Origin of the sequence: Chryseolinea sp. T2 (assembly GCF_037203685.1) — a bacterium.
Lineage (GTDB): Bacteria > Bacteroidota > Bacteroidia > Cytophagales > Cyclobacteriaceae > Chryseolinea.
The window spans coordinates 54,987-79,244 of record NZ_JBBCAU010000006.1; the positions used below are offsets into that span (position 1 = coordinate 54,987).

General features: G+C 48.1%; 14 protein-coding genes. 3 read left to right on the forward strand and 11 right to left on the reverse strand.

The genetic code is table 11. The annotated features are described in order from the left end of the window. From WBG78_RS19225 to WBG78_RS19245, 5 genes are all read right to left on the reverse strand, one after another. On the reverse strand, positions 1-2,991 hold the full coding sequence (locus tag WBG78_RS19225; protein ID WP_337328098.1) for a hypothetical protein: 2,991 nt from the start codon (positions 2,989-2,991) through the stop codon (positions 1-3). Between the two features lie 104 nt (positions 2,992-3,095). Then, on the reverse strand, positions 3,096-6,770 hold the full coding sequence (locus WBG78_RS19230; protein ID WP_337328099.1) for a DUF6603 domain-containing protein: 3,675 nt from the start codon (positions 6,768-6,770) through the stop codon (positions 3,096-3,098). 124 nt (positions 6,771-6,894) lie between these two features. After that, positions 6,895-9,771: a hypothetical protein gene (locus WBG78_RS19235; RefSeq protein ID WP_337328100.1), complete on the reverse strand. Its 2,877-nt coding sequence runs from the start codon at positions 9,769-9,771 to the stop codon at positions 6,895-6,897. Positions 9,772-10,148: 377 nt separating this feature from the next. Then, a complete protein-coding gene (locus tag WBG78_RS19240) occupies positions 10,149-11,120 on the reverse strand; it encodes a DUF6624 domain-containing protein (protein ID WP_337328101.1) in 972 nt (323 codons plus the stop codon). 149 nt (positions 11,121-11,269) lie between these two features. After that, positions 11,270-12,241: a hypothetical protein gene (locus tag WBG78_RS19245; protein WP_337328102.1), complete on the reverse strand. Its 972-nt coding sequence runs from the start codon at positions 12,239-12,241 to the stop codon at positions 11,270-11,272. A 611-nt stretch (positions 12,242-12,852) separates the two neighbouring features. On the opposite strand from WBG78_RS19245, the gene WBG78_RS19250 reads away from it, so the two are divergent. The 3 genes from WBG78_RS19250 to WBG78_RS19260 all read left to right on the forward strand — a co-directional run bounded on the left by WBG78_RS19250 (position 12,853) and on the right by WBG78_RS19260 (position 15,300). Continuing rightward, positions 12,853-13,614, forward strand: a complete 762-nt coding sequence (locus WBG78_RS19250; RefSeq protein ID WP_337328103.1) for a hypothetical protein — start codon at positions 12,853-12,855, stop codon at positions 13,612-13,614. A gap of 379 nt (positions 13,615-13,993) precedes the next feature. Continuing rightward, entirely contained in the window at positions 13,994-14,719 is a 726-nt protein-coding gene (locus WBG78_RS19255; RefSeq protein ID WP_337328104.1) for a DUF6794 domain-containing protein, read from the forward strand. A gap of 77 nt (positions 14,720-14,796) precedes the next feature. Then, positions 14,797-15,300 carry a DinB family protein gene (locus WBG78_RS19260; RefSeq protein WP_337328105.1) on the forward strand — a complete coding sequence of 168 codons (504 nt, stop codon included), beginning with the start codon at positions 14,797-14,799 and terminating at the stop codon, positions 15,298-15,300. A gap of 11 nt (positions 15,301-15,311) precedes the next feature. Here the strand turns inward: WBG78_RS19260 and WBG78_RS19265 are convergent, their stop codons facing one another. From WBG78_RS19265 to WBG78_RS19290, 6 genes are all read right to left on the reverse strand, one after another. Next, a complete protein-coding gene (locus WBG78_RS19265) occupies positions 15,312-16,502 on the reverse strand; it encodes a carboxypeptidase-like regulatory domain-containing protein (RefSeq protein ID WP_337328106.1) in 1,191 nt (396 codons plus the stop codon). A gap of 122 nt (positions 16,503-16,624) precedes the next feature. Continuing rightward, positions 16,625-17,917 (reverse strand): glycoside hydrolase family 71/99-like protein, encoded by a 1,293-nt coding sequence (locus WBG78_RS19270; RefSeq protein ID WP_337328107.1) that lies wholly within the window; start codon positions 17,915-17,917, stop codon positions 16,625-16,627. Positions 17,918-17,998: 81 nt separating this feature from the next. Then, on the reverse strand, positions 17,999-20,449 hold the full coding sequence (locus WBG78_RS19275; RefSeq protein WP_337328108.1) for a glycoside hydrolase family 95 protein: 2,451 nt from the start codon (positions 20,447-20,449) through the stop codon (positions 17,999-18,001). Positions 20,450-20,476: 27 nt separating this feature from the next. Then, positions 20,477-21,535, reverse strand: coding sequence for a sugar-binding domain-containing protein (locus WBG78_RS19280; protein WP_337328109.1), 1,059 nt, complete (start codon positions 21,533-21,535; stop codon positions 20,477-20,479). Between the two features lie 164 nt (positions 21,536-21,699). Further along, positions 21,700-22,392, reverse strand: coding sequence for a DUF3823 domain-containing protein (locus tag WBG78_RS19285; protein ID WP_337328110.1), 693 nt, complete (start codon positions 22,390-22,392; stop codon positions 21,700-21,702). Positions 22,393-22,410: 18 nt separating this feature from the next. Further along, positions 22,411-24,258 carry a RagB/SusD family nutrient uptake outer membrane protein gene (locus WBG78_RS19290; RefSeq protein WP_337328111.1) on the reverse strand — a complete coding sequence of 616 codons (1,848 nt, stop codon included), beginning with the start codon at positions 24,256-24,258 and terminating at the stop codon, positions 22,411-22,413.

The following is a 24,258-nucleotide window of genomic DNA, read 5'->3' on the forward strand; positions in this document are numbered from 1 at the left end:
CTACGTGTTGAGAGTTGATGCCTTAGAAACCATTTGAGTAGCGTGCACAAAGATCCGTACCGGTTTCTGGTTAAGTATTGCTGCCATCTGAGCCGAGTCACCCAAACCTCCGGTCGGTGAGTTTGTGATGGGACTCTCCCCTTTTCCCCAAGCCAACGCGTTTGAGTTAACAGGACTCGGCGGTATGTCCCGCTGCAAATCAATGTGACTAGTTACCTTTGAAAGCTTTGGCCAGCTGAGATCATTCCATCTATCGTAAGTACTGCTTTCAGTCTGATCAAGACCAAAATGCATCTCACCGGGGCGCTCAGCAATGACGAAATAGTAACCACCATCATTATCGTCAAGACCCATTGCCGCTGCCTTTGACAGATCGAATCCCGCGAACAAATAGTCTGGTGACATCGTCGATAAAAAGATAGGCAGCTTTGGAGGGTCCGACATCCTGGGACTACGGCTGTTACCTCCATTAGACTTTTCGCCCTTCTGCGCATAGACCACCAGGTTGGGATAGTTCTTCACCAGCTCCGCCTTAATAACAAACACCAATGGATTTACCACGCTGCCAACCGGACCGTTTGTACCCAGCCCGTTGTTCACTTTCCAGTTTCTGATAAAGTCGATGTCGCTGTTATCCGCCGCTGACGATGGCGTATCAGATTTATCCCAGAACCTTCTGAAAAAGGTGGCATTCATATCCGCGGGGTAACCCCGCCAGAGAAATTCACTTGCCATTTCATGATTCATACCCGCGAGGTATGCCTCTATAAATGCAGAGTTCGATTGTAGCAGTACAAAGGAGTTTGGCTTGATCAGGTCGAGGTTCGGAATGAAGAGCTCCGGTTGTGCCTTGCCCAGTAGCTCATACGTGGGATCGGTAAAGAATGGATTGAAACTATTAGCTGATATCTGCTCGTTTTCAACGACAGCAGCAGGTGCAACGGCAGGCATAACAGCCTTGTACCTGTTTTTAAAACTGTTTGATGGAATGATCCTCGCCATCACCTTAGCTGATATCGCCTGAAGATTTACAGGCGCAGGTTTGATGATCAACGGTTTCCTCAATAAAGTATCCTGAAGTTGTTTTACCATGGCGGACAGGCCGCCCCTGGGTATGTTCGTCTCAGTCGCTAATCCTCCAAACCAGTTGGGGACCTGGAAGTTCGGACTGAGGCGAATGCGGATTCGGATTATGAAGAGATTGAGATCGAACTTCGCAAGCTTCTCATTACTGTTAAAGTTCTGAAACGGGGGCGCCGGGTTGAAGATGAATGCTTCGAAGAAGAAAGGCAGCGCAACGGTCGTCATAGATATGTTGGCGATTGCAATTGGACGCGTCTTCTTCATGATAGGTCCGTTGGTGCGGGTCATGCGTCTGAAGGCAGGCTGCACGAATACCGTATCGGCTTTGTACCCGTTGAGTTGACCGGCAACTGAGAGTCCCGGATCATCCGAGACTACCATCGAATGAAAAGACTGTGTCAGAGCGAGGAACTGATTGGTTTGTGTTTCGGGACCAGTAGCCGCGGCGTTGAACCTTTTCCTGAACGTGGCGTTGGTAACCTCCTGGGCAAATCGCAGCCGCTTAAGCTCAGTATTCAGTGTTTTGCGCTTGTCCGTAAGTTGTTCCCAGGCGCGGCTCACGAAGTCCTCCTGGTTCTGCCTCACCATTTCAGCACCCAGACCTGCTGCCACGCGAAAGCCCGGATCGAGGTTGAGCTGCTCCAGCCAGTCCGTTGTCTTTAGCGGATCGACCGTCGCAGTTCCTTCTACGTTGGCATACCACTTTCCATAGATCGGTGGTACGAGCAGCGGATCATCAACATCGTTGCCCGGTATCTCGGCAGCCCACTGAAGATTGGACTTCTTTATCACGCGATACTGCACACCCAGATTGATCAGCCCTGCGAAGCGCTTGACAAAGTCCTGCTCTGTGGTGCCTCCCCGCCTGGTGAGCGGCATGGATGGCAGGATGTTGGGAGGTGGTGGTTCATCGGGGTCAACGGGTACGATAAGCGCACCTTCAAATGGCAACTTACCCTGCCGACCTTCTATGTCAGGCTGAAGGTTGCCGTTGTAGTCAAATGAATTTCCGTAGTTGATCTCAGAGGCATCCATCCACAAGCGTCCCGCTTCAGTCTTAGACAGATCCAACGGTGTGATCTTCTCTGCCAGCGCTTCAAAGTCTTCGGCTCCTGTGCGAAAACTCCATTCATAATAGACGGGTAGTTCAACTGCGTCAGCACCGCCCCACGATGGTTTGAATCTCCCGGCTGCTTCAATCTTTGAAAGATCGTGTCCCAGTCCTGCCAGTCTTCCTTTCTCAAAAGCAGGAACTACGAACGCATAATACTTTCTGTTTGCGTCAAGCTTGCGGGGGCACATAATTCTTGACACACCAAGATTTGGATTACCATTGAGTATCTGCCCTATCGTTTGGTTGCGATTAGCATCGGATAGATCATTGTCTGTTGCAGTTCCATCGTTTATTTGTACATGCGCCCAGGCCCAACTTTGTTCCGGTTGTGGGAGTGCCTGACCTGCGACATCAGCGCCGATCAATATCTTCGCCGTTCCCCGATCATCAGGCTGAACCATCCGTTGAAATTCAGATTCCTGCAACACGATGAGTGCGATCCATGGCCTCAATCTCCTCTCACCTGCTGCCTTAGCGGGTGAATACCGCCAGGGAAAGTCCTCTTCATAAAACTCTATATATGGAAAGAAATTAGGTTGAAAATTACTTATGCCTGGAGCTGGATCGGTTTTAACAATTGCAGCTCTGTCGATACCAACAATATCGCCCGGACCGACCAGCACTAACTCCTGCTGAACCGTTGCTCTCTGAACATCATCACCCAAAATGCTAACATTCAACTTCACTCCCGCGCGCTGAGCGGTGGCCGGAGTTTCAACCAGAGGATCAGGCTCTGTAATCTGCTTCGCCAGTCCCCGCCGCAGCCATGGAATAAAAATGTATTGTTTCGACATGTGGCAATGATTATGATCGTAGTTGCATTTGTAGTGATCGTCTTTGTATAAGCAGTGATCGTCTTCGCATAAGTAATAGTCGTCTTCGCATGAGTAATGATCACTTATTGCATGAGTTCAGACTCGCGTACGACATTCAGCTTACGTCTCGGATCTATCGTCTGAAGTTTCCATAGTTCATAGTGCGCAGCAGTCATGCTCGTCTGTCCCTGTACTTCGGCAACTCTCGCTCCTGTGGTGGCATCAGTCAAAACGAAATTGTCGGCCTTCATCTGAGGAGCGCGACTAACGGACTCCCTAAGCGCTACTGCCCGTCGGCCGGCAGCGGACTTAGCAACCGAGTTGTTCCTCGCCCAAACATGGAGATGATCAGGAGTCAGATTAGACGACAACACAATAGGCGGTCGGGTACCAGTAGCCGGATCCGGCTGCGGTCTGGGGTACAACGGATCCCTGATCTTGTCGTCATAATTAATGTCGGCAACACGCACCGCTCCGCAGCTTACGGACGCTGAGTCAGCATAGAACTGACCGGCATTCATCCGTTCAAATGATTTGCGTGATAACTTTTCGGCATCCTCCATCTGAATGAACATGGCTGGAGCAAAGAAATCCTCGAGCTTATTGTCTGACGGCGATGGCTCGCCTTCCGCCTGCACTGACAAGTCAAACTTTTTCGGACCGTTTACCTTCTGGAATCCAAGCTTGTCAATCCTGACGCCCAACGGCGTTACCTGTTGCACCACTTCCATCCGCGATAATGGATCTGCCACAATGGGTTTGGATGTTGCTTCTGATTCCTGCTGTGCATCCGGGTCTGTATTTCGCAGAATCGTATGTGTAGCCAGTCCGTTAGGCAAGGCCGCCGTCCAGTTTGCCTTGTCAGTAACAGCTTTCTGAATCAATGGTACAACTTCAACAGTCTGACTGATCTCTGATACCTCTTCGCCGGTAGATTTGTCGAAGTCGACATCGTAATCCCAGATCCAGATCTCGAACGTAGCCGATCCGCGTATACGCCAGGGGTTGGTGCCCGAAAACTTGCCCTTTACTTTGACGCCTGCGAGGCTGCTGTCGCCCCAGAAGATGCCGAGCTTACCTTCAAAGTCTACGACGAAGTAGAACGGATCGAAGTGGAACAGTGCATCCAGTGACAGGCTGCTCTCAAGCCTGAACTTCGAAACCTTGACCTTGAGCTCAATCTTAAACCCGGCCTGGAACGTATTGGATGTCACTGCCAGATAAAATGAAAGGTTTATCTTGGTGTGCTCTCCCGACATCAGCGGAATCGCTATCCGCTGTGGCTTTGCCGGCAGATTCAAACCAGCAGGCACTTCGAAGTCAGGATGCCATCCCCCCAGGGCGATAAGGAACACAGGATCGTTTCCCCATCGGTATCTCACATACAACTCTCCGCGTATATCAAATATCAGGAAGCGCGACGCATAGATCGCCGCATCCATGGAGAATATCTTCTTACCGAAATCAAGCGCCACAATAAAGTTTACCTGCAGCTTCACGATCTGCTTGTCGCCTTTCTTCACTGATACCTTCAGCACACCTGCAACAGCAAGCTTCACCGGCGACGGCACTTCTATCAATAAGCCGACCTTAAGATCCACCAGATCTGATGCGCCCCATACTATTCTCGCCAGGAAGGCAAACACATAACGGTCCTGCGCCGCGGGAAAGAATGCATTTAGCGCCTTTACAATTGCTGGCGCATTTCCCACGGGATTATCAGGAAACAAAACTGAATCAATCCGGTCGTCTCTGATTGCTGTTTGAAAAGCTTCGAGGTTCATGCTTCGGTTAATGGCAACCAGAACTCCGATTCCTTTCACCTTGAAGCCGAGTGGAGTGTCAATGGGCGGACTGAATTCAAGCGTCGCCAGAATGAGGAACGAGAAGCCTTTGCTTCCATCCGGGAGCTGAGTGAGAATGATGGCAAATACTTTGAGCGTTAACTCATACTTTTCGAGTTTGATCTTAAGCTCGCCGGCACCATAGTACTGATGATTAGCGGGATCGAACGATAAGAATCCACCGCCCGTAACGGCAGAAGCGTTCACTAAGAAGCCAACAGCAGTTGGTGGCTTGAGATCGACTCCAGCGTTGGCAAACCCAAGGTTCGCCTTTTCCTTCTTTGCAAAATCCAATGAGAATGCGAGGCCCAGCCGATCGACAGTCATTTGGAACGGACCCAACTTTGATTTGATCAATGCTGATGCTTCCACTTCCAAACCGCTGAGCGACTTCTCTTCATCAGTCAAAGGCTTGGCGCCCAGGTATAGCGTTGGCACCTGCAATGCCTTGAAATCTTTATCGGCGATCCTGAAACTGAAGAGCAATCCATCGGTCGCATCGATGCCTTCCACTGTTAGTTTCTTCCTTTGTAAAGAATAGGTAATGGTTGCGCTGAACTTTAGTTTCATGCCGCCGCTGTCGGGCAGCAGCTTTTGAACAAACCCGTCACGGCCTTCACCGGTAAATCCCAGACTGAAGTCTTTGAAGGTAAGACTGAGTAGTAAATCAGCTGCAGGCTGATTATTTACAGTTACTTTCTTTACTTCAATATCAAAGAATAAGTCACCGCTTCGTCCCTCTTCTGTGCTCTGGGTTTCATCTCTGTTTGCAAGCTGTTGAATCCTTACAAGAGTTCCCACAGGGAAATCGTTATTACCGATCCCCTGGAAGTCAGTCTTATGTCCCCAGATAAATGATTGAGCAAAGTCTGTCGGGAATCTTATACCGAAATCACCAACGTCGGAACCGAAGTCGCCCAGGTTAAGGTTAGCATTCAATACATATTGAAAACCTTCCGGTTCGCCCTCTTCCGTACCGGCTGGAAAAACAGGGATGCTCGTAAAGGAAACGACAACATCTCCTGTTCCAGGTCTGGTGAACTCACCGGTCTCCTGGTCGCGCTGATCATTATAGAAAACCTCGCCGGGAACAAACTGCATCTGAAGAACGCGATTAGCAAGTTTGGCCGCGCGTGGAAAAGAATCCAACGCAGGCGCAAGCTCATAACCCTGATTAAAAAGGAATGAGCCGACTTTGTCTACGCCGCTAAGCATGCCTTTGCTTCTCCTGACAAATTCAATGATTGACAAAATCAGAAACCATCCTCTTGTACTTCGAAGGGGATCATCAAGTTTCTCATCTCCCAGCGGCCTGAAAAAATCAGAATTGAGACTTTTACCTATGTCGTCAGTATGTTCAGATTTACCTGTCAATACCTGCAGCAGTCTGACCAAAGGATACAATACCAGGTCCAGGGCACGCTTTACCTCTGTAGATTCCTCTGCGAAGATACCGATGGTATCAAACAGTGTGGCAACCGTTGGATGTCTCTTTCTGAAGTAGGTGTGAGTAAGAAACCTGGCCAACGCGCGCATGGCGTTGAGTTGCGCGGCCTTCACTTCATCCCCAATCATCAGTTCTCCGTTGGGGTCCGGGTAATCGCTTTCTTTTAAGAGTTCGTCGATTGCCTCCCAAACCTTATACAATTCTGCCAGCAGCAATCCAAGAGCTATGATGTTTCCGACGTTGGGTACGTCCGACTTATCGAGTCCAAGTTTGAGTCGCAGTTTGTTTAACGCATTCAGAACAAAATTCAGCTTCTCCTTGGCCTTTTGTTTACTTGCAGGATCTTCTTTTTGCTTCGCCCCTAACTCCTTCAAAAACTCACCTCTGAATTGTTCATCCTCGACTAACTTCGATAACGGAGACAGCCATTCGTCGACGGCGTTGATCGCTTTGGTAACCCGATTCATGAAGAGGGTGTATTTAATTTACTCGTCTATGACTCAAGGAGTCTATTTAATTAACTCAAATATTACTCGAGGAACGTTGCCCATTAACTCATCTATTACCCGAGAGCGTTGCCCGTTAACTCATCTATGGTTCAAGAGGAAATACAGGCTTTTCTGTTGCCGGCTTTCGCTCCAGTGAAACTTTGTATTGTACAAATGGCTGTTCAAATGTGCCCGTATCACCCTGATCTGATGCTTCGAGGAACGGACTGAAGAACATGGAATGACGCGATGAAAGCTTTCCATCCTTTCGGCTGAAATCAATTATGGCGACATGACTATACCAGTTCACAAACCGGTTGATATGTGATCTGGAATAAAATGACGAACGCCGGAGCAGCCTGTCAACTTTAGACCCGAAGGCGTCACCGCTGTTCTCGTTTAGAAGAAAGTCTGCTTCAAGGTTAGCGGGCTTGTTAGTCAAAGAAGCAAATCGTTGCGCATCCGGCCGGGAGTCCATGAGCACATTCATTCGCCAACGGAACGATGGATCCGGTGTTTCCTTTTTAAAGACAACGCGATTCAAAACGACCCGTGCATCATTCTGCTTGAAGGCAATCAATGGCCAGTCACGCAACGTGAGCAATACCGGCTTTGACGCCAACGCCTTGCCTATGCGGAGCGGATAGTGACTTGGCCGCGCATCGATAAATTGTCCGGGTGACTTCTGGGCCCTGAGACCAATCTTTTTTATGTCGTCTTCTTTCTCCCAGCCGATACCCGTAAGATCGATAAACTCTTTATTAAGGCCACCGGACAATGCCAGTTCAGCAATACCGGAAGGAAGGATACCCATGAGCGCGCCGGAAGGTTTAATATTCTTCAGTGAACTGGAAACCATTTGTACAAACCTCGATGCCTGAGGCTCGCCTTTCACCCAATAGTCCATCTCACTTGTAATACCGTAGTGAACATCACCAGCGAGAAACAAAACCTTCTTCAAACCCGCACAACGCTTAAGCATCGCTTCGAATCCCTCATTATGCAACGACCAGTGCTCAACGTCCAGGCTATGGTCGCCAGTATGAACGCCAATCCTTCTGTCAATGTTGAACTGAGTCTTCACCGGCCCGGTGAGACTCATAAAATCAAGCACCTTCGGAATGATCGGCTGACCGATTGACTCAATTGCTGCAATGCCAAGCACTGGCGCTCCCGATACCACAATGGCCAGCTCCACTCCGGTTTCCGCTATTACCGGCTCAGGTATCATTTCCTCCAGTGCTTTCTTCCCGATAAGGTTTGGAGGGAAGTTCAATCCTTTTGAGAAGTCACGACGCGTGCGTGTATCCAGTACGTATACTTTGGCCTCGCTGATCTTCAGAGTGCAGTTCCAGGGAATGAATGGCTTCTCAAAGTTGGCAAAGCCTAACGCTTCGTTGAACGCCTTCGTAAGATCTTCACCAATTAATTTTCTTGGAGAGATTAACTTTTCACTTGCATCGAACGTGCCGAAAGTCTTGACCTGATCTTCAATCATCGTTAACAACTTCTTGCGGTCATACTTCGCAGGAGTAGTTTCATCCCATCCCTTCGGATCATTTCCCCAAGCCTGGAAAAGTGCATACGCCATTAATCCATTGCGTATGATTGTTTCACCAAGTCGTGTTCCAAGTGCCTGCTTGGCCCAGCCTCCGTTCATGTACCAGTCATCCGTGATATCATGATCATCGAAGCTCATTATGTTTGCCGTGTTGGCAAGCACGCGACGAACAGCCTTCAGATCTTTTCTGAATTCTTCGACCAGCTCCCGCTGATGTGGTTCATCGGTAGGTGACTTTTTCTCACGTCTGTTGCGATAGTTTTCCTTTGCCGCCTTCACGATCGGATTGTCGTGAATCGCTATCTTCTTTCCGGCAACATCGAGACTGTACCATTCCTTTGACAAGGTTGGCTTCTTCTCCTTTTTTTTATCAGCATCTTCATCGCCTTCGACGATTTCGTATTTGAGGTACGGCCTGGTTTCATCACTCGTTTCTACCTGCAATCTGTCGAGGAAGAGTTGATCGATGGTGGGTAACTCCTTCGGCCAAAGAGCATCACACCATTGCAATAGATACGCGGCACTAAACTCAGCAAATGATAACAAGTGGTTCGACTCATCTCCGGTAAAGCCCGAATAGAAATTAGTGGCGCGCCGCAGCGGGGGAAGTGCATCAGAGGTTACCTGCATCCAAACGAAGTCGCTATCGGCAGTTCCCTGCGCGAGGAAGCTTTTTGTTGGATCGGCAGGAAAAGGTACCTGTTCCGTCTTTTGCAGCAGGAAGTTCCCGACATCGGTATAGTGTTGAATGAGGAAGTCTGAACAATCATCAGCATAGATCTGGTCGCCCGTATGAAAGAAGTAATGCGGGCGGGCAACCGGAGTAAGCAGTCTGTCTGGATCAACGAAATCAGGTTCAATAATCTTAGCCATGATGGCCAGCGCGTCTCGACCACTGCCATGGGGCTTGCGACAAGAACCATGAGCAATGCGTGTCTGATCGAGCTTCGCCGGTGGCACAATGAAGGAAGGAAGTTGGCCAATTTTAAATCCCAACCGATGTGGTTCTTCAAGCAGGCCCTTAAGATTACCAGTTTCATCCTTCTGTTTTAATGATATGAGCGATTGAGGATTTGGGTCCGTAGGGCTTGTCCGTGTGTCGTGAAAAATCAGATTGTAGGAGTAAATCTGACCGGGCGTAAACAGTCCTGCCGATTCAATCACAGCAACAGAGATGTGAAGGTTCGCGCCGATGGCACGGCAGGGCTTTCTTTCCGATTTGAATACCACCACCTTTTCCGGGAAGTCGGGGGTGGAAGGCACGCAGTATCCGGTGTATAGCTCCAACTCAATATCGCGCGGCTCCTTTAATGCGATCCAAACGGAAACGATCTCCGGTTCCACTCTTCGTACTATGGGGCCGCAGATAATGAGCGGCACATCGCCAATTCTGGCGCTCAGCTTCTCGGAAATGGGCATCTCAACGAATGTTTAAAAATCTCCCAAATCAAAATGTCAAATGAACAGACCTTCAGGCAACGCCAACATGATAGCAAGGTTGCTTAGAAAAAACTTGTCGTCGAATGATCTGTAAGTACACTAAGGACAAATGTCCTTCTGAGGAAAAGAAGCCACGGGCACCACGCTATTGCTGAACATCTGATTACACCTCACCCGGGGACTTAAAACTGCGAATTAAGTTTTGAAAAATAAGTTGAGAATTGAAAGTGATTCACCGTGAAGTTCAGATTTTTTAAGCTAAAAAATGTGGAACCAAATTAGTTCCAATGTATACTGGCCATTAAGAATCAGAGTGAGAGTGAATGTGAGAGTAAGAAAGCAATCCCTTTCGGAAGTCACTTCTGGGCATTTTCTTTCAGAAGTCGCTCATATTCGGGCAGCTGTTTCTTATACTCTTCGACGTTCCAGACAATGTTCCAGCGCCGGACATATTCGGCCATAGGACCAAGGCGAACTGCGTCCCTTCTCTCATCTACGTGATCGGGATCTATCATCGCTGCTACGTACAGTTGTTTCGTCTCGCTGTTTGTATGAAGCTGCGTTCCGTATGTCTGCTTATTACCCTTTCTCAATGCCACACGATCCTCCAGCAATGCCAGCTCATCGCTACCAGCGTCTCCCTTCTTCACCGCCTCACGCATCATCGGCAGATATTTCTCCTGCGTGGCAAGATCAGAATGTTGTATTACCAGGAATAACGCCTGGCTGGCAGGCTTTCCTACCTTGCCAGGGCCAACCCATCCCTTTTCATCCAGTATTGGTTTTACTCTGACGAGGTTAATGCTGTCTGTGTGTTGCATCACCTTGCCGAGGCTGTCTACACGAGGGTGATCAAAGCCCAATTTATTTGACTCTGCTATATATAAACGACGAATAGCCTGGTCTTCCTGAAGAATCTTTAACAACTCGGCCTGGAGTGGTTTATCATAGTTAGCTTCTATTGAATCGTTCTTCACTTGCATTTTGGCAACCAGCGGCTTCCATTGAGCATCACTATGCAGGCTGGTCAGGTCGCTATCGATTGTCAGGTGCTTTACATTGGCCCAACCGTGCGTCATTGCCAGGTTGACAAGGGCGAATGCATCTTTACTGTCACCGGCCAGCGCAGCGGCGCAGGCGGCGTTATACAAATCGCCGGCTAGCTTCTTTTCAATTTTAAAAGCCCGGCTGTATGTAGTGTGTGACGCCTTATAATCTTTAGCCCTGTACAATGAGTCGGCCCTGCGGACGAGTGTATTGTAAGACTGTGCGAAGAGTGAGATGCCAGATGCTATTAATAACAACGAGAGTAGAAGGCAGCTTTTCATAACGATTGTAGTAAATAAGTTAAGGCAACTTATCAGGTAACGATTTATTCAGTAACGACTTCAATAATAAAGAACTTATCAGGCAACAAAAAACATCTTATCAATTATTAAAGCAACCCTATCAGTTCAGCAACTGCATAAAGATCTTTTCACTGATTCCTTCTGATCATTCTTCCCTTTTTCCTCATGTGCTTTTCAAACGACTTTCGTTCATTCGGATTATAATATTGGATGTCGATATCATCGTTGATCGTTGGCTCGAGATTACTGAACGTCCAGCTGATTGTTTTGTTCACTTTGTCAAACTGATGGTTCGCAGGGCTGATCGCTTCAACAGTACTGACTTCAATACCATGCAGCTTAACTATTATATCTGCGCGTCCGATGTTATCATACCAGCCCGCGCCAGTGCTTAACAAATACTTTACAAAACGCGAGTGCCCACCATACGTGGACCCGGCTTCTACAGTATAGTTCACGGTAATCGTTTTTGATTCAGCCTTGTTGAACTTCACCGGCCACACATACCAGGCGTAATTTCCATTCTTTAACAGACTATCAAGTTCATCGTATAGTTTGAAATCAAGGTGAGGCTGCTTATCGAACCATCTTTGGATCTTATTGTATCCACTTTGATAAGCTGCGTCTGTTCCCCTGGTTACCTTATCTGTACCCGGCTTCACACCGTAATGATTGTCAAGACTGTCAGACTTTCGCTTAAACTCTTCATCGGCCCAGGCACCGCGTACGAACCGGTCATATGCCGGCTTCATTTCTTCAGGCACCTGAATATCATCCCGATCAAGCTTCACACCATCTACATATATTTCAAACGCCTCCCTGTCGTGAAGGTCATAGAGATACATGTTCCAGTGAAATAAGGTCATTACCGGGAAGCCTACCGGCAACGTTAAACTATCGCCGGTATTGACCATGTTAAAGGTGCAATGCAGGAAGGATGAATCGGCATGCATGTCGATCTCGACGACTTCAGAAAGCATGCGCACTTCGCAAGGCCTGGCGGGGATTATGCCTTTCAGGGTGATTGGATTGGGGGCAACGTCCGTCCACGCGATGGTAGTCAGGAAGAACAGTAATGTGAAGGCTATAATTCTCTTCATAACGGTTTGCTGCACAACGGTTGGGATGGACAACAGCAAGCGCTAGCAGTCAATTAGCTTGTTAAGGTGGAATATCGGCAAAAAATCTCTTATGTCCTGCAATCTGAAGATACTTCGTTCTCAATGCCTGAGATTGCCTTGAATGTCAGCCTTGCGCTACTATCCGACGAATTCCAACGCCATGGCACGGATCACAACTGTACTGGAAGTCTCGCTCTGACAAAGAGCCAGGGGCTCCATTTCATATCCAATTAAATCGGCTTTATATCCAATATGTATCCAACATGTATCGAAGATGCATCCTGGATGTTTTAGTGAACTCCCCATGTTCCTGGCTACTCAAAAAACTGTCTAACGCTGAGAAATGCAAGTTCTGTTTCAGTAAAACGCCCTCTGGCTATCGTTCTTCCAGATCGCTTACTCAACAAGTCAATAATGTTGGCAACGCCGGAACACAATTAATCTTAATTGGTTAAAAAAACGAATAAAAGATAAAAAATGAAAAAGTGGATTTTTGAACTGTTGTATACTTGTCTCATGAACGCGCGCAGTTTCATGGGCTTAATTATCGTGTGCCCTGTTTACATGATGAATTATTTAAATATTTCTAAATGGCTACCCAAGATGGGATTATCCAATTAAAGGGTCGCGTAGGCAACATATCTTTCTACAAAACGAAAGATGGATACGCGGCCAGAAAGGCCTCGGGTGTTGATGGCGTCAAGGTCAAAAATGATGACCGCTTTGTCAGAACACGCGAGAACATGAAGGAGTTTGAACAAGCCAGTAAAGCTACTATGGCATTCCGCGCAGCGTTTGCGCATGATGTCAAGATCGCCGGCGACGGTGGTCTTGCCCGTAGGCTTACTTCGCTGTTTCACAAACTCCTGCGGCAGGACGCGGTCAATGGCCGTGGGTCCCGCCAGGTACTTCCGGTAACAACAAAAGCCCTGGAAGGTTTACAATTCAACGATGCCTCGTCGCTAACGAAAGCTCACAAGGTGCCGTTCACGCCGCTTGTGAACCGTGCGACGGGTAATGTATCGGTTGAGATTTCCGCATTCTCTCCATTACACGATCTATCGAAACCCGATGGCGCAACGCACTTCGTATTGCGATCAACAGCAGCGGAGATCGATTTCGAAACGCAAAAGTATGTTGCTGTAACTGCCCAGACGGCGCCAATCGCTGTCGATTCGGGCACCACAGGCGGAATAGCATTGCAGCATTTAATTCCAGGCGCAACGAAACCTTTGATCCTGACATTCGGGATCAATTTTATTCAGATTGTAAACGGGATTGAGTATGCGTTGAAATCGGGCCTGCATTCCGTAATGCAGGTAGTGAAAGTTGACACAGGTATTGCAGTTTAACTCTGAATCAAAATGCTGTAGAACCATTGTTATCCAACTGCGATGGCATTCAGTTGGCAATGAGCTTCAGGGATAAAGTACAAGGCCAGAGTTGTAGGATAATGTACAACGATAACCGCACAATACATGAGCATACCTGGTATCAATGCCCAAACATTGGATATCGAATTTCAGTCTTATGTATCATGCAATATGTATCGTTGGTGCAGGACCTGCGGTACAAAATGCTATGACAAAGGGCTAAGTGCTTGTATTGCTGAACAGCATGATGACGAGAGTGAAGCTGGAAGTAACGGTGTGACTATTAACAGGGGGCTGGCGCTTGCCGGCCCCCTCCTTTTTGTATATTGATTGACATAAGACCAGCTGACTCTATTTCTTGAAACCTTCATCAATTTTACTTTTATTAATAAGCGTCCTTACAATAGCCTGTTCAAAGGATGAACCACCAAAAGATCTGAACGAATCTATCGCTTACTTTGAAGAAAACTGGAGCCCTGGCCAACTGCGCGAATTCCAGCTGAAAGATGAAGAGACGGCCGTTACCGGGCTGCATACGACCGTGGGGATGTGGATTAGAAATAACTGGATTCTTGGCGACCGAAATCCTCCTCTCATCCGCTTCTTCGACTCGTTACATTTCAGACATCCTGACGACATTTCCTCTACGATACTGACCTCTCTTCACCGAAAGCTCAACAACAAAGACATTGATCTGCAAGGACAGATTGCTGACCATGAAGCCTATTGGAAACCCATTGTCGAATGTGAGGAACAGCTGCAAAATGCAGCAGTAGAATTAAACAACAGGTTGCAGGTCGGAGATACTTTGATTTTGCTGTTTCCGGTAGACAATTCTGACAATGACAGAAACGCTTTTGTGCATGCTTGTCCCGATAACGAATGGATCTTTGACGAAAACAAGGATTTACGTGTTGAAGGCATTGTGACAAGGAAGTTCAACATCGGCAGCCCAACAAATTATTTCATTGACTACAACGTAATAAGCATGAACGACGAAAATACAAGAATCCTCATGGAAAAGGTGGCATTGGGAGACACAATAGATTTTCAATTAAATATCTTAACTGTCCCGGAGAATTAATCTTGCAATCTCTTTCCAGGCGCACAACGACAAGTAACTATTCCAGAGGGTCCGGGCTCAACTAAACGATTAGAGTTATGATACTGACATTATTCAAAGAAAGCCTCTGGCAACAATTCGGCGCAGGCATCAATATGCTTAGGAATGCCATCACCATGTGGCCCGACGAGAAGTGGGAACATCCACGAAAGTTCTTCGACATGGCCTATCATACATTGTTCTTTCTCGACTATTACCTCACGAATCCACCGGAAGGATTCAATCCACCTCTACCGTTCACGCTACTGAGCGAAATGCCACAGGATCGGATCGACGATATCATGCCTGATCGCGTTTACACAAAACAAGAGATGCTTGATTACGCCGATGCATGCCGAAAGAAGTGCTACGCCGTCATCGATGGACTTACAGAAGAAAACATTCAGGCACGCTGGATTGAACCCGATGGATCAAGGAACCTGTTGATGATTGAAATGGTGATGCTGAATATGCGTCATGTACAACATCATGCGGCGCAGATGAACATGATGTTGAGGAATGAGATCGGCGATGCCCCGGGGTGGATATCGAGAGCGAATTAAACAACGTTTCTTCAATGATCCGTGCTTAACTTCAATGTCTTTATATCGTGCTCAGGATCATAATCAACGGGAAGACTCTCCGCGACCAGTTCCCAACTCCAATATCCCTGCGACGAAAGATTCCCCTCCTGCAACACCATGCCGTTTGGTTCTACGGCTACTTCACCTTCTATCAATCGCAATCCCGATTGTTGTGGAACCGTGAGCCCAACACTTTTGGGGTCTCTCCTTCGCAGATAATCCAGCGGCTCACTTTCATCAACGTACGTTATGCGCAACTGACCACTGAATAAAATGACCGGATGTGAAGGAGTTGAGCTCACTGAATCGAGAAAGCGATTGTAGTTGATCAACGTCGGCACTCGTATCTTATCCGGAAATAGTCTGGACTTCACCCTCAACACGGTGTCACTATACGTAAAATTCGCGTCATCTCCTGAACTGCTTCGCTCGTAGCTGAGTGTAACAAAGAAGCCCTCTTCTTTCAATCTTTGATTATAGAGCGCGCGCATAAAATGCAATTCCGATCCGTAGTATGCCTCTAACCGGTTAGCAGCAAATCGCCTCTCCTCCTGAGCATCACTGGGTGTTAGCTGTTCATAGACCATCTGGGCGCGATACTTCAAACGGTTCAGGGCCCGGTTGTAGGTGAAGTTCTCCAGAAGGCAGGTGATCCTGTAGCCAAGTCCGAGATTTTCTATCACCAAAAGACTGTCAGCTGAAGCAGACAAGATGCCGCCCTTGTTATTGAAAAAGAGAGCGCGATCATTTACGATTTTGCACTTGTTCGCATTCTTACTAAGGCCGATAAAGAGTTCTTTGAACGTCGTGAAGTCAGCTAATGAGCGCCTGTGAACTTCACGTTTGTCCGTAACCACTAACTCCTGAAGTAAGGTTGCTGCCGGCTTGAGGATAATAACATAGGGCCGTTCATCTGAGGCTTCAATGTTGATGATCCAGGTTTGATATCCAACGTAAGAGACAACCAGCCGGTATCTGCCCTTCGCCACGTTTGGAATAGCAAAGGCTCCTTCGGGATTTGAGATTACTCCATAAGAAGTGTTGGCAAGAAAAACACTTGCCGAGGGAAGAGGTTTGTTATCCGGTCCTCCGAGCACCTTACCCCTGATCGTGTAGAGATCCTGTGCAGAAGCTGACAGGCAAACAAGAGCTAACGCAACTTTAATGATGCTGTGGATCACAACGTTTTGATGTATGCACTAAGATACACCGAAAGGAGATTAAAGTAGTACGACGGATGGGCTCAGCTGACAAAGATTTCAAAAGTTACCGAAGGGCCAGAATTGAGGCTATCGACTAGCACCTACTTCTCCTTCGACGGCGGTAAAGGTATGTCGCGACGCAGCGACACTTCCTTCCTTAACATCCGCCCCGCATAGCCTGTGAGATATAAATAGTAGTCCTCAGGAATATCATCTTCGAACCTGAGAAACCGGCTCGCACCCACAGGCGGATCCTGTGACACTTTCATGATGGCCGTGCCTTCATCAACCTCATCGAACATGGCGACATAAATCATAGCTGCACCATTTGAGATGGCCGTTGAAAGCTGGCGCCAGTAAAATGTGCCACGCTCCCTGGGGATCTGGTCGAATGGAAAATCGGGATACAGATTAGACCACGAGAATCCAGGGAACACTGTCGGTGCGTACTCTACTTCATTGTCGCGGCACCAGGCCATATCGCCTGTCTGTACCTCGGCGTACGACTGAAATTCAATGGCTTTCTTGTATCGTCCCACAGTCCAGGGATGGATAATATCAACACTCCGTATAACATCGTGAAGTCGTGGATCCGGTTCGGTATCGGATGTCAGCGTTCTCCAATAGGTAGGAACGCCCAGCATCACAGAACATCCTCCATACTGTTTGTCATTCTTAAGGAATTCAATGAGCTGCCCGATGCTCTTCAATGTGTAATCACGCCCGGCAAAGCCAACACCCCATAAAACAACCAATGGCCTGCCATTGTGATAAAGGTAGGGTTGTTTATCACCACCGCTGGTGATCTTCATACTGTCGACCAGATTCTTCCAGTCTCTTATAATCAACGGGACGTCTATGCTATCGCGCATGCCCGAGAGATCATACATCACAGCAATTGCCCTGCTGTACTTTCTGGAGGCGACCAGAGCATCCGACAGTACCTTATTGAAGTGATTCCGAACGAGACCATTCTTCCTTGCATTGGCAACAAACCGCTGCATGAAAACGCCATCGATGCCGTACTCTTTCATCCATCTGAACCTCACGTCGGTCGTGGATGCATCGTTATCGCTGGGCAGGTACGCATCACTTCCATCGGCATGTTTGAACGGCGTCTTGTACATCCTGGGATACTCTTTCGACTCTGGCCACATGTCGATCTTGCAATTGCCGGGTCCGAATGTTCCGCGCTGCACGTAATGACCCCAGCCTCTGCCAGAACCATCTTCAGGCGTATTGTGCCACCCCTGGTATCCGGCCATGATAAGGCCCTTATACGACGGATGCAAAGAAGTTCTGCTATGCTTTGACTGTGCTGCAAGCGTATTTGGGATCAGAACGAAAACAATAGGAAGAAAGGAAACAATAAGCAATAGAATAGTAAGTCTCATGTGAGTCTGATAACCAAAAGTGAACACAAAGATTTTACAATACCAATGTTATATTGAAGTTGTAGTCTATCGCATCAATGACTATTTCATCTTTATAACATATTCCTGACCTGGCTTCGTCGCCAGATCATACTCGTAAACAGTTCGTGTCGTCGTCGCGGTTGGCGACACCCCATCTGCAACAACGGGATCATTACCCGCCGGTGTAGCGAAAAACTCATTGGGATTCCTGCCACTGGCAGCCTTCAACAATTTGTCGTTAACGACCTCATAAGTTCTGAGGCGACAAACACCTCCCAGCGCAGATTTAATTTTTACTTCAGAGAGTTTACCCGCCTTCCACGTTATGTCCAGGGTAAATCCCCCACGCGCTCTAAGGCCGGTAATCTTTCCGTTCTTCCAGTCTACAGGCAAAGCAGGAAGTAAGTGAACTGCACCGTCATGACTTTGCATGAGCATCTCGGCAATACCCGATGTACATCCAAAGTTGCCATCGATCTGAAACGGCGGGTGCGCATCCAGAAGGTTCAAATAGGTTCCTCCGCCCTGCTCAGCACCATCGCCTGCGTACGTGAGCTGATCACGGATGAGAGAATACGCCCTGTCGCCGTCGAGCAGGCGCGCCCAAAGGTTAACTTTCCAGCCCATAGACCAACCGGTAGAGCGGTCGCCCCGGTGCTCTAATGACGTCCTTGCTGCAGCGAACAAGGCAGCGTTTCTGTAAGGAGAGATCTGATTGGATGGATACAATCCATAAAGATGCGACACGTGGCGGTGATGATCATCGCTTTTGTCCCAATCCTGCAACCATTCCTGCAGCTGTCCCCACTTGCCGATGTGCATGGGCATCAGCTCGCGTTGCTTCGCCTGAATAGAATCCGATAGTTCACGATCGAGAGAGAGAATTGCCGATGCTGCGATAAAGTTCGAAAACACATCATTAGTGAGTTGTGTATCCATAGTAGTTCCGCCTGCAATGGATACATCAGTCATATGAGCATTCTCCGGCGACATTGAAGGGACTACGACAAGCCAGTTATGAGTCGGTTCGTGTTGCAATACATCCGAAAGAAATAATGCCGCGCCTTTCAGGATGTAATAATTTTCCTTTAAGAATTCTTTATCACCAGTGTACAAATAATGTTGCCAGAGATGCTGCGATAACCACGCACCGCCCATTGGCCAGAGTCCGTAAAAGGCCCCATCGACAGGACCGGTGATTCTCCATAAATCAGTATTGTGATGAGCATTCCATCCACGGGCATTGTACATCGTTCGCGCACTCTCCTTTCCGCTTACCTCAAGATCTTTCAGCATGGCAAACAGCGGCTCACCCATCTCGCTCAGGTTCGTCACCTCCGATGGCCAGTAGTTCATTTCCGTGTTGATGTTTATCGTGTACTTGCTTCCCCATGGTGGATTTACTTTATCATTCCATTTGCCCTGGAGATTGGCAGTCTGAGAACCTGGCTGAGAGGAGCTGATCAGCAGATAACGTCCGAACTGAAAATATAAACTAACCAGTGCAGGATCTGGCTTGTTCTTAAACTCCTTCAGCATGACATCCGTTGATCGGTTCGCGCCCGACGAACCGAGATCAAGAACCACTCTGTCGAAATACCGGCGGTAATGTTCAATATGGGCTGCCCTGAGCTTATCGAACGACTTCCGCTCCGGCTGATCAAGATACTTTAATGCGCGCGCCTCCTCGTCGCCCGACAAGTCGTGGTAGTTCACAAAGTTTGTTGCCATCGAAACGTAGATGATCGCTTCGTTTGCTTGTTCTATACGTACCGTCGAGTCCGCTGATGTTACCTGACCTCCCTTAACAACGGGATGCATACGCGCCTGAAAACTTACCTTCCCTGTCTTGCTGTCCGCATTGCCCGATACACCTTTGAGAACCAATTCAGAATTTACCACTGCAACCTCATGAATCTTCTGAGGACTATTCATGGTGAGGGAACAACTGATACTTCCAGGTTTGTCTGCCGTAAGGCGAACAATAATCAGCTGATCCGTAAACGACACAAACGTTTCGCGCCGAAATGTTGTACCGTTCACTTTGTAGGTTGTGGATGATATCGCCTTAGATATATCAAGTTCCCTCCGGTAGGAAGTATATTGTTCGTGTCCCGGGAAGGCGATCAATAAATTGCCGACAGGCTGATAGGGCATGCCGTTGTTCGAGTTAGAGGTCTTTGGAGGCACAACCCTGAACGCAGCATCTTGCGCCTCTTTATACTTTCCTTCGAAGATCAGCTTCCTGATCTCCGGCAATGCCTCGCGAAAGCCATTGCTGGTTACGTTGTTTCCCGGTTCGCCTGCCCATACAGTTTCTTCGTTGAGCTGAAGCACCTCCTGCGATACTCCTCCAAACACCATGGCCGCCAGCCGGCCGTTGCCAATCGGCAATGCCTCATTCCAGTTGAAGGCAGGCTTCTCGTACCAAATGAGATTTGACTGCGCCTCTGCTCCAAGGCAAAAGAGCATGAACACAATAAAGAAAGTGTAGTTTAAAGATCTGAACATTTCAATAGAAAATAGTGAGGCATGAATTTACATAAATTGACGCCATGCGAAACGAACGAATTTTCTGTCGATAGGCACATTGCCATCTGTGTCCAGCTCAACGGTAAGGCCATACAAATGCGGTTCCTCCGGTGTCCACAGGTCGAGCTGATCTTCAACCCGCTGCCTTAGCAGGAGCTGTGCAGAAGAACCTGCTGCAAGTTCGATCACTTCTGATGCTGAAAAATTTAAGACCTCTGCTCCCAGCGTCCAGCAGCCGGAGAATCTTTCATCGTCGGCGTCATTTTTCTTCCAGGACCGCACTACCGCTGCCCCCGTGATCTTATGACTACTATTCGAATAGTTATGAATGGTCGCTTTCACTGTAAGCTCTTTAGTCTTCAGATCGGGGTCGACGTAAACATTTTCAATCATCATCTCCGGTGTTGCCACTACATGGACGTCCTGCCATATTCCCGTTACGTAATTGCCCCACAATGAACCGGTGGCATGCTGACTCCTGCTTTGCTTGCCACTTTCATTGGAAAGGCTCTCCTTAGCCACTCCAACGATAATCTCATTCTTCCCGCGGTGCATAAGGTTCGTCGCATCAATTTCTGTTGGATGAATCAGGTCAAGATTCTCTCCGGCGAGTTGACCGTTAATATATGTCTTGCTTATGCCTGCTATAGCTTCAAAGTGAATCCTAAGCATTTTTCTGTTCCAACTCTCAGGCAGAACGAACTCACGCTTCATCCATCCGATGTTCGCCTTCTCCCATTCCTCAGGATATGATGGATAGGTCATAAAGGTGCCCTCGTGCCCTTTTGAAAATGTGTTGACATTCCAGGGCGATGGTATCTTAATAGGAACAGAATCCCAGTCAAAGCGCTTGGGCAAAATAAATCCTGAAAGATCGTTTTCATAAACGGGCATGAAGTTCCATTCACCGTTGAGGCAAAGCTCACTCCTGAAAGGAAGCTCTTCACTGTTCACCACCCCGCTCAGAGGACTGAACGTGTATTGAGCCCGTTGCACGCGGGTATCCTCACCGGGATCACAACCAGTCAACGCAAAGACCAGCATTGCTACAATAAACCTGGACATATTCTGATTACATCAAAGAATAGGATTATGCTGCTCACAAAATGAAAAGGGTCTCCGTAACTGAACCGGCTACGGAGACTCCTTGTCATTACGAACACACAGCTGCCGCATTGCGTAAACCCAAGAATGCAAAGGACATGTGCTGTTGTATTCTGATACTCCGATCAGGGAATGTTTACTTCGAACACCTTGCTGTAGTTATACTTGCCCTGAGAGTTGTCTGTACGTGTTCCTACCCTGACAAAATGTTTGCCCGATGGCAGATTCTTCAACGTGTCTGAAAATGTTGTTGCGGCAATCGCAGCATAATCCAACCCACCGAGATCGTGGCTGACATTGGCATCGTTCACAGCATTGCTGACCGCGGGAACCTTCGCCACCACAGTAACCGAACGGGTTAATTTCTGTGAAACCGAACCTGGTTTGGTGAGTGTATAGTCGACGACGACATTCTTCCCAACCACGCGCGGAGTAGATGCGTGCACCGTTGCAAATGGTGTTACCGTGAAGCTCACCTCTGTTGCGCCGCTGATGGTAATGCGAGCCGTGTCTGGCATCACAAATGGCCCTTCGATGGGAATCACGCGGTAGTCATTCTTAAACAACTGAGTGTTCCTGAAACTTCCATCGGCCTTTCCCCAGAAATCAATAGGGATCACGTTGACATATCCACTTTCGATAAGGCGAACCCGGAAACCATTGGGCTGTTCCGTCTGTATCCCTTCGCCGGTTACATTATCAATTACCTGTCCTTCTATACTCGCGTTGGGACCATCGTAATTATCTATATCTGTATTGAAGCAGGCCGAAAGCAACATCACGCATGCTGCAATCGCCACACCATTCAGGATTTTCATATACTCGGAATTAATAGTTTAATAGAGTGGATTCTGAACAAGCTTTGGATTCTTCTGTATCTCGCTTGGGTCGATCTTTTCATAGTACAGCTTTGGCCAGAAGGTGAGAATATTGCCCACCGGCACCTTGGTAAACACATAGCTGTTCGACTGCAGGTCGTAGTAAGGATAAAGGGCCGTGAGCTTCGTGTTCATGATCAGCTGATCGCCCGTGTGCCAGCGACGGATGTCCCAGTACTTATGGTTCTCCAGCGCGAGCTCTGCCTGACGCTCATGACGTATGCGATCCTTTGTCACATCACTATCGTTCAGCAGGACAACGCCGGCGCGACCGCGGATGAGGTTTATGGCCGTCTTCGCATTTGCAACATCACCCAGCTCAATTGCTGCTTCAGCATAGTTAAGCAGCACCTCGGCGTAACGCATGTCGATCCAGCTCTGAGTTGAATTCCATCCGATAGCCTGATTCGGAGGCATGTTATAGTTCATGTACTTCCGGTTGTAGAAGCCGGTGATAGACCGCTCTCCCCCACCGATACCATTCGTTGAAATGATCTTCTGTGTTCCGCTGGCGTCTATCTTATGCGTTGACGTGTTGTACAGTTTATTGTAGTCGCCGGTGGTCACCGTTTTCCTTCCATACACCGTAGCAACATTTCCTTCTGCTGTTGCATCATCGATAACACCTGCCTGAATATCGATCACGGTTCCTCTCCAAATTGAGAATGGCATCACAACAGTTGCCAGGCAACGGGGATCTTTGTTCAGATAGATATCTGCCGGATTTGTATAATGAGCAGGCGTACCGTCTGCCTCGGTGATCTTCAGCTTACCCGACGAACCATCAGTATATTCAAACAGTTCAACCAGCTCGAGAGTGGGATTCATACGTGAGCTGTAACCCCACGCTCCGCGTACACCATATGGCAGGTTCCACATGTCGAACGAATGTACCATCTCAGGGAATCGATAATCCTTCACCAGAAGTACTTCGGGATTGGACGATGTATTGAGAAACAGATCGGCAAAGTTCTTCGCCTTGTCTGCATCAGCGTTATAAAGTGAATACTTGTTCGATTCGATAACCTTCTTTGCAGCATCGAACGCCTTCTGAAAGTATCCGTCTGCTTCGGTGGAAGCTATACCAACGAGGCCGCCCAGCTGCACGTTTCCATAGCGCGCCTCCGATCCGGCATACAACATAGCCCTTGACTTGAGTGCCAGCGCTACGTTCTTGTTCGCGCGTCCACGTTCATTGTTGTCCGGGAGCAAAAGGGCTGCGCTGTCGAGCTGACCCGCTATGAAATCATAGATCTCCTTCTCCGTGTTTCTCGCTACCTGAAGCTCGTCGAGATTATCACCCGTAAAGTTCTGTGGTTTCGTGATCAGCGGCACCCCTCCATAGCGCTTCACCATAGCGAAGTAATCGTAAGCACGAAGAAACATTGCTTCTCCCAGATACCTGAGCTTCTTTTCCTCAGTGAGATTGGCAGTCGGAACGTTGACAATAAAGCTGTTGACGTTTCTGATAGTTGCATAGGCGTCGTTAGCGTTGTTGTTACCCATCCACCAGTTCCACCATGCGCCGTCGCCAACATCACCACGCGGCTCGCAGCTCAGTGCTTCGCCTGATGCGTGAGACGGTGTAACTCCCGACGACCAGTTATTGAAACCATTGTTGGCGCTGAAGTTGAAATCTTCAATGGGCAATGCCGTATAGAGGCTTGCCATGTAAGCGGTGATCGCCGATTCGTTCGAGAACACCTGATCATTGGTAAGGATGTTCTTCGGCTTGATATCAAGCTGATCATCGCACGACAATAACGCGAACGTAAATATTGCAGTAAGAATAAGTTTTGCTTTCAT

Coding starts and splice junctions, on each gene's coding strand:
- WBG78_RS19225 (WP_337328098.1), bottom strand. CDS start 2,991: ATGTCGAAACAATACATTTTTATTCCATGGCTGCGGCGGGGACTGGCG.
- WBG78_RS19230 (WP_337328099.1), bottom strand. CDS start 6,770: ATGAATCGGGTTACCAAAGCGATCAACGCCGTCGACGAATGGCTGTCT.
- WBG78_RS19235 (WP_337328100.1), bottom strand. CDS start 9,771: ATGCCCATTTCCGAGAAGCTGAGCGCCAGAATTGGCGATGTGCCGCTC.
- WBG78_RS19240 (WP_337328101.1), bottom strand. CDS start 11,120: ATGAAAAGCTGCCTTCTACTCTCGTTGTTATTAATAGCATCTGGCATC.
- WBG78_RS19245 (WP_337328102.1), bottom strand. CDS start 12,241: ATGAAGAGAATTATAGCCTTCACATTACTGTTCTTCCTGACTACCATC.
- WBG78_RS19250 (WP_337328103.1), top strand. CDS start 12,853: ATGGCTACCCAAGATGGGATTATCCAATTAAAGGGTCGCGTAGGCAAC.
- WBG78_RS19260 (WP_337328105.1), top strand. CDS start 14,797: ATGATACTGACATTATTCAAAGAAAGCCTCTGGCAACAATTCGGCGCA.
- WBG78_RS19270 (WP_337328107.1), bottom strand. CDS start 17,917: ATGAGACTTACTATTCTATTGCTTATTGTTTCCTTTCTTCCTATTGTT.
- WBG78_RS19275 (WP_337328108.1), bottom strand. CDS start 20,449: ATGTTCAGATCTTTAAACTACACTTTCTTTATTGTGTTCATGCTCTTT.
- WBG78_RS19280 (WP_337328109.1), bottom strand. CDS start 21,535: ATGTCCAGGTTTATTGTAGCAATGCTGGTCTTTGCGTTGACTGGTTGT.
- WBG78_RS19285 (WP_337328110.1), bottom strand. CDS start 22,392: ATGAAAATCCTGAATGGTGTGGCGATTGCAGCATGCGTGATGTTGCTT.
- WBG78_RS19290 (WP_337328111.1), bottom strand. CDS start 24,258: ATGAAAGCAAAACTTATTCTTACTGCAATATTTACGTTCGCGTTATTG.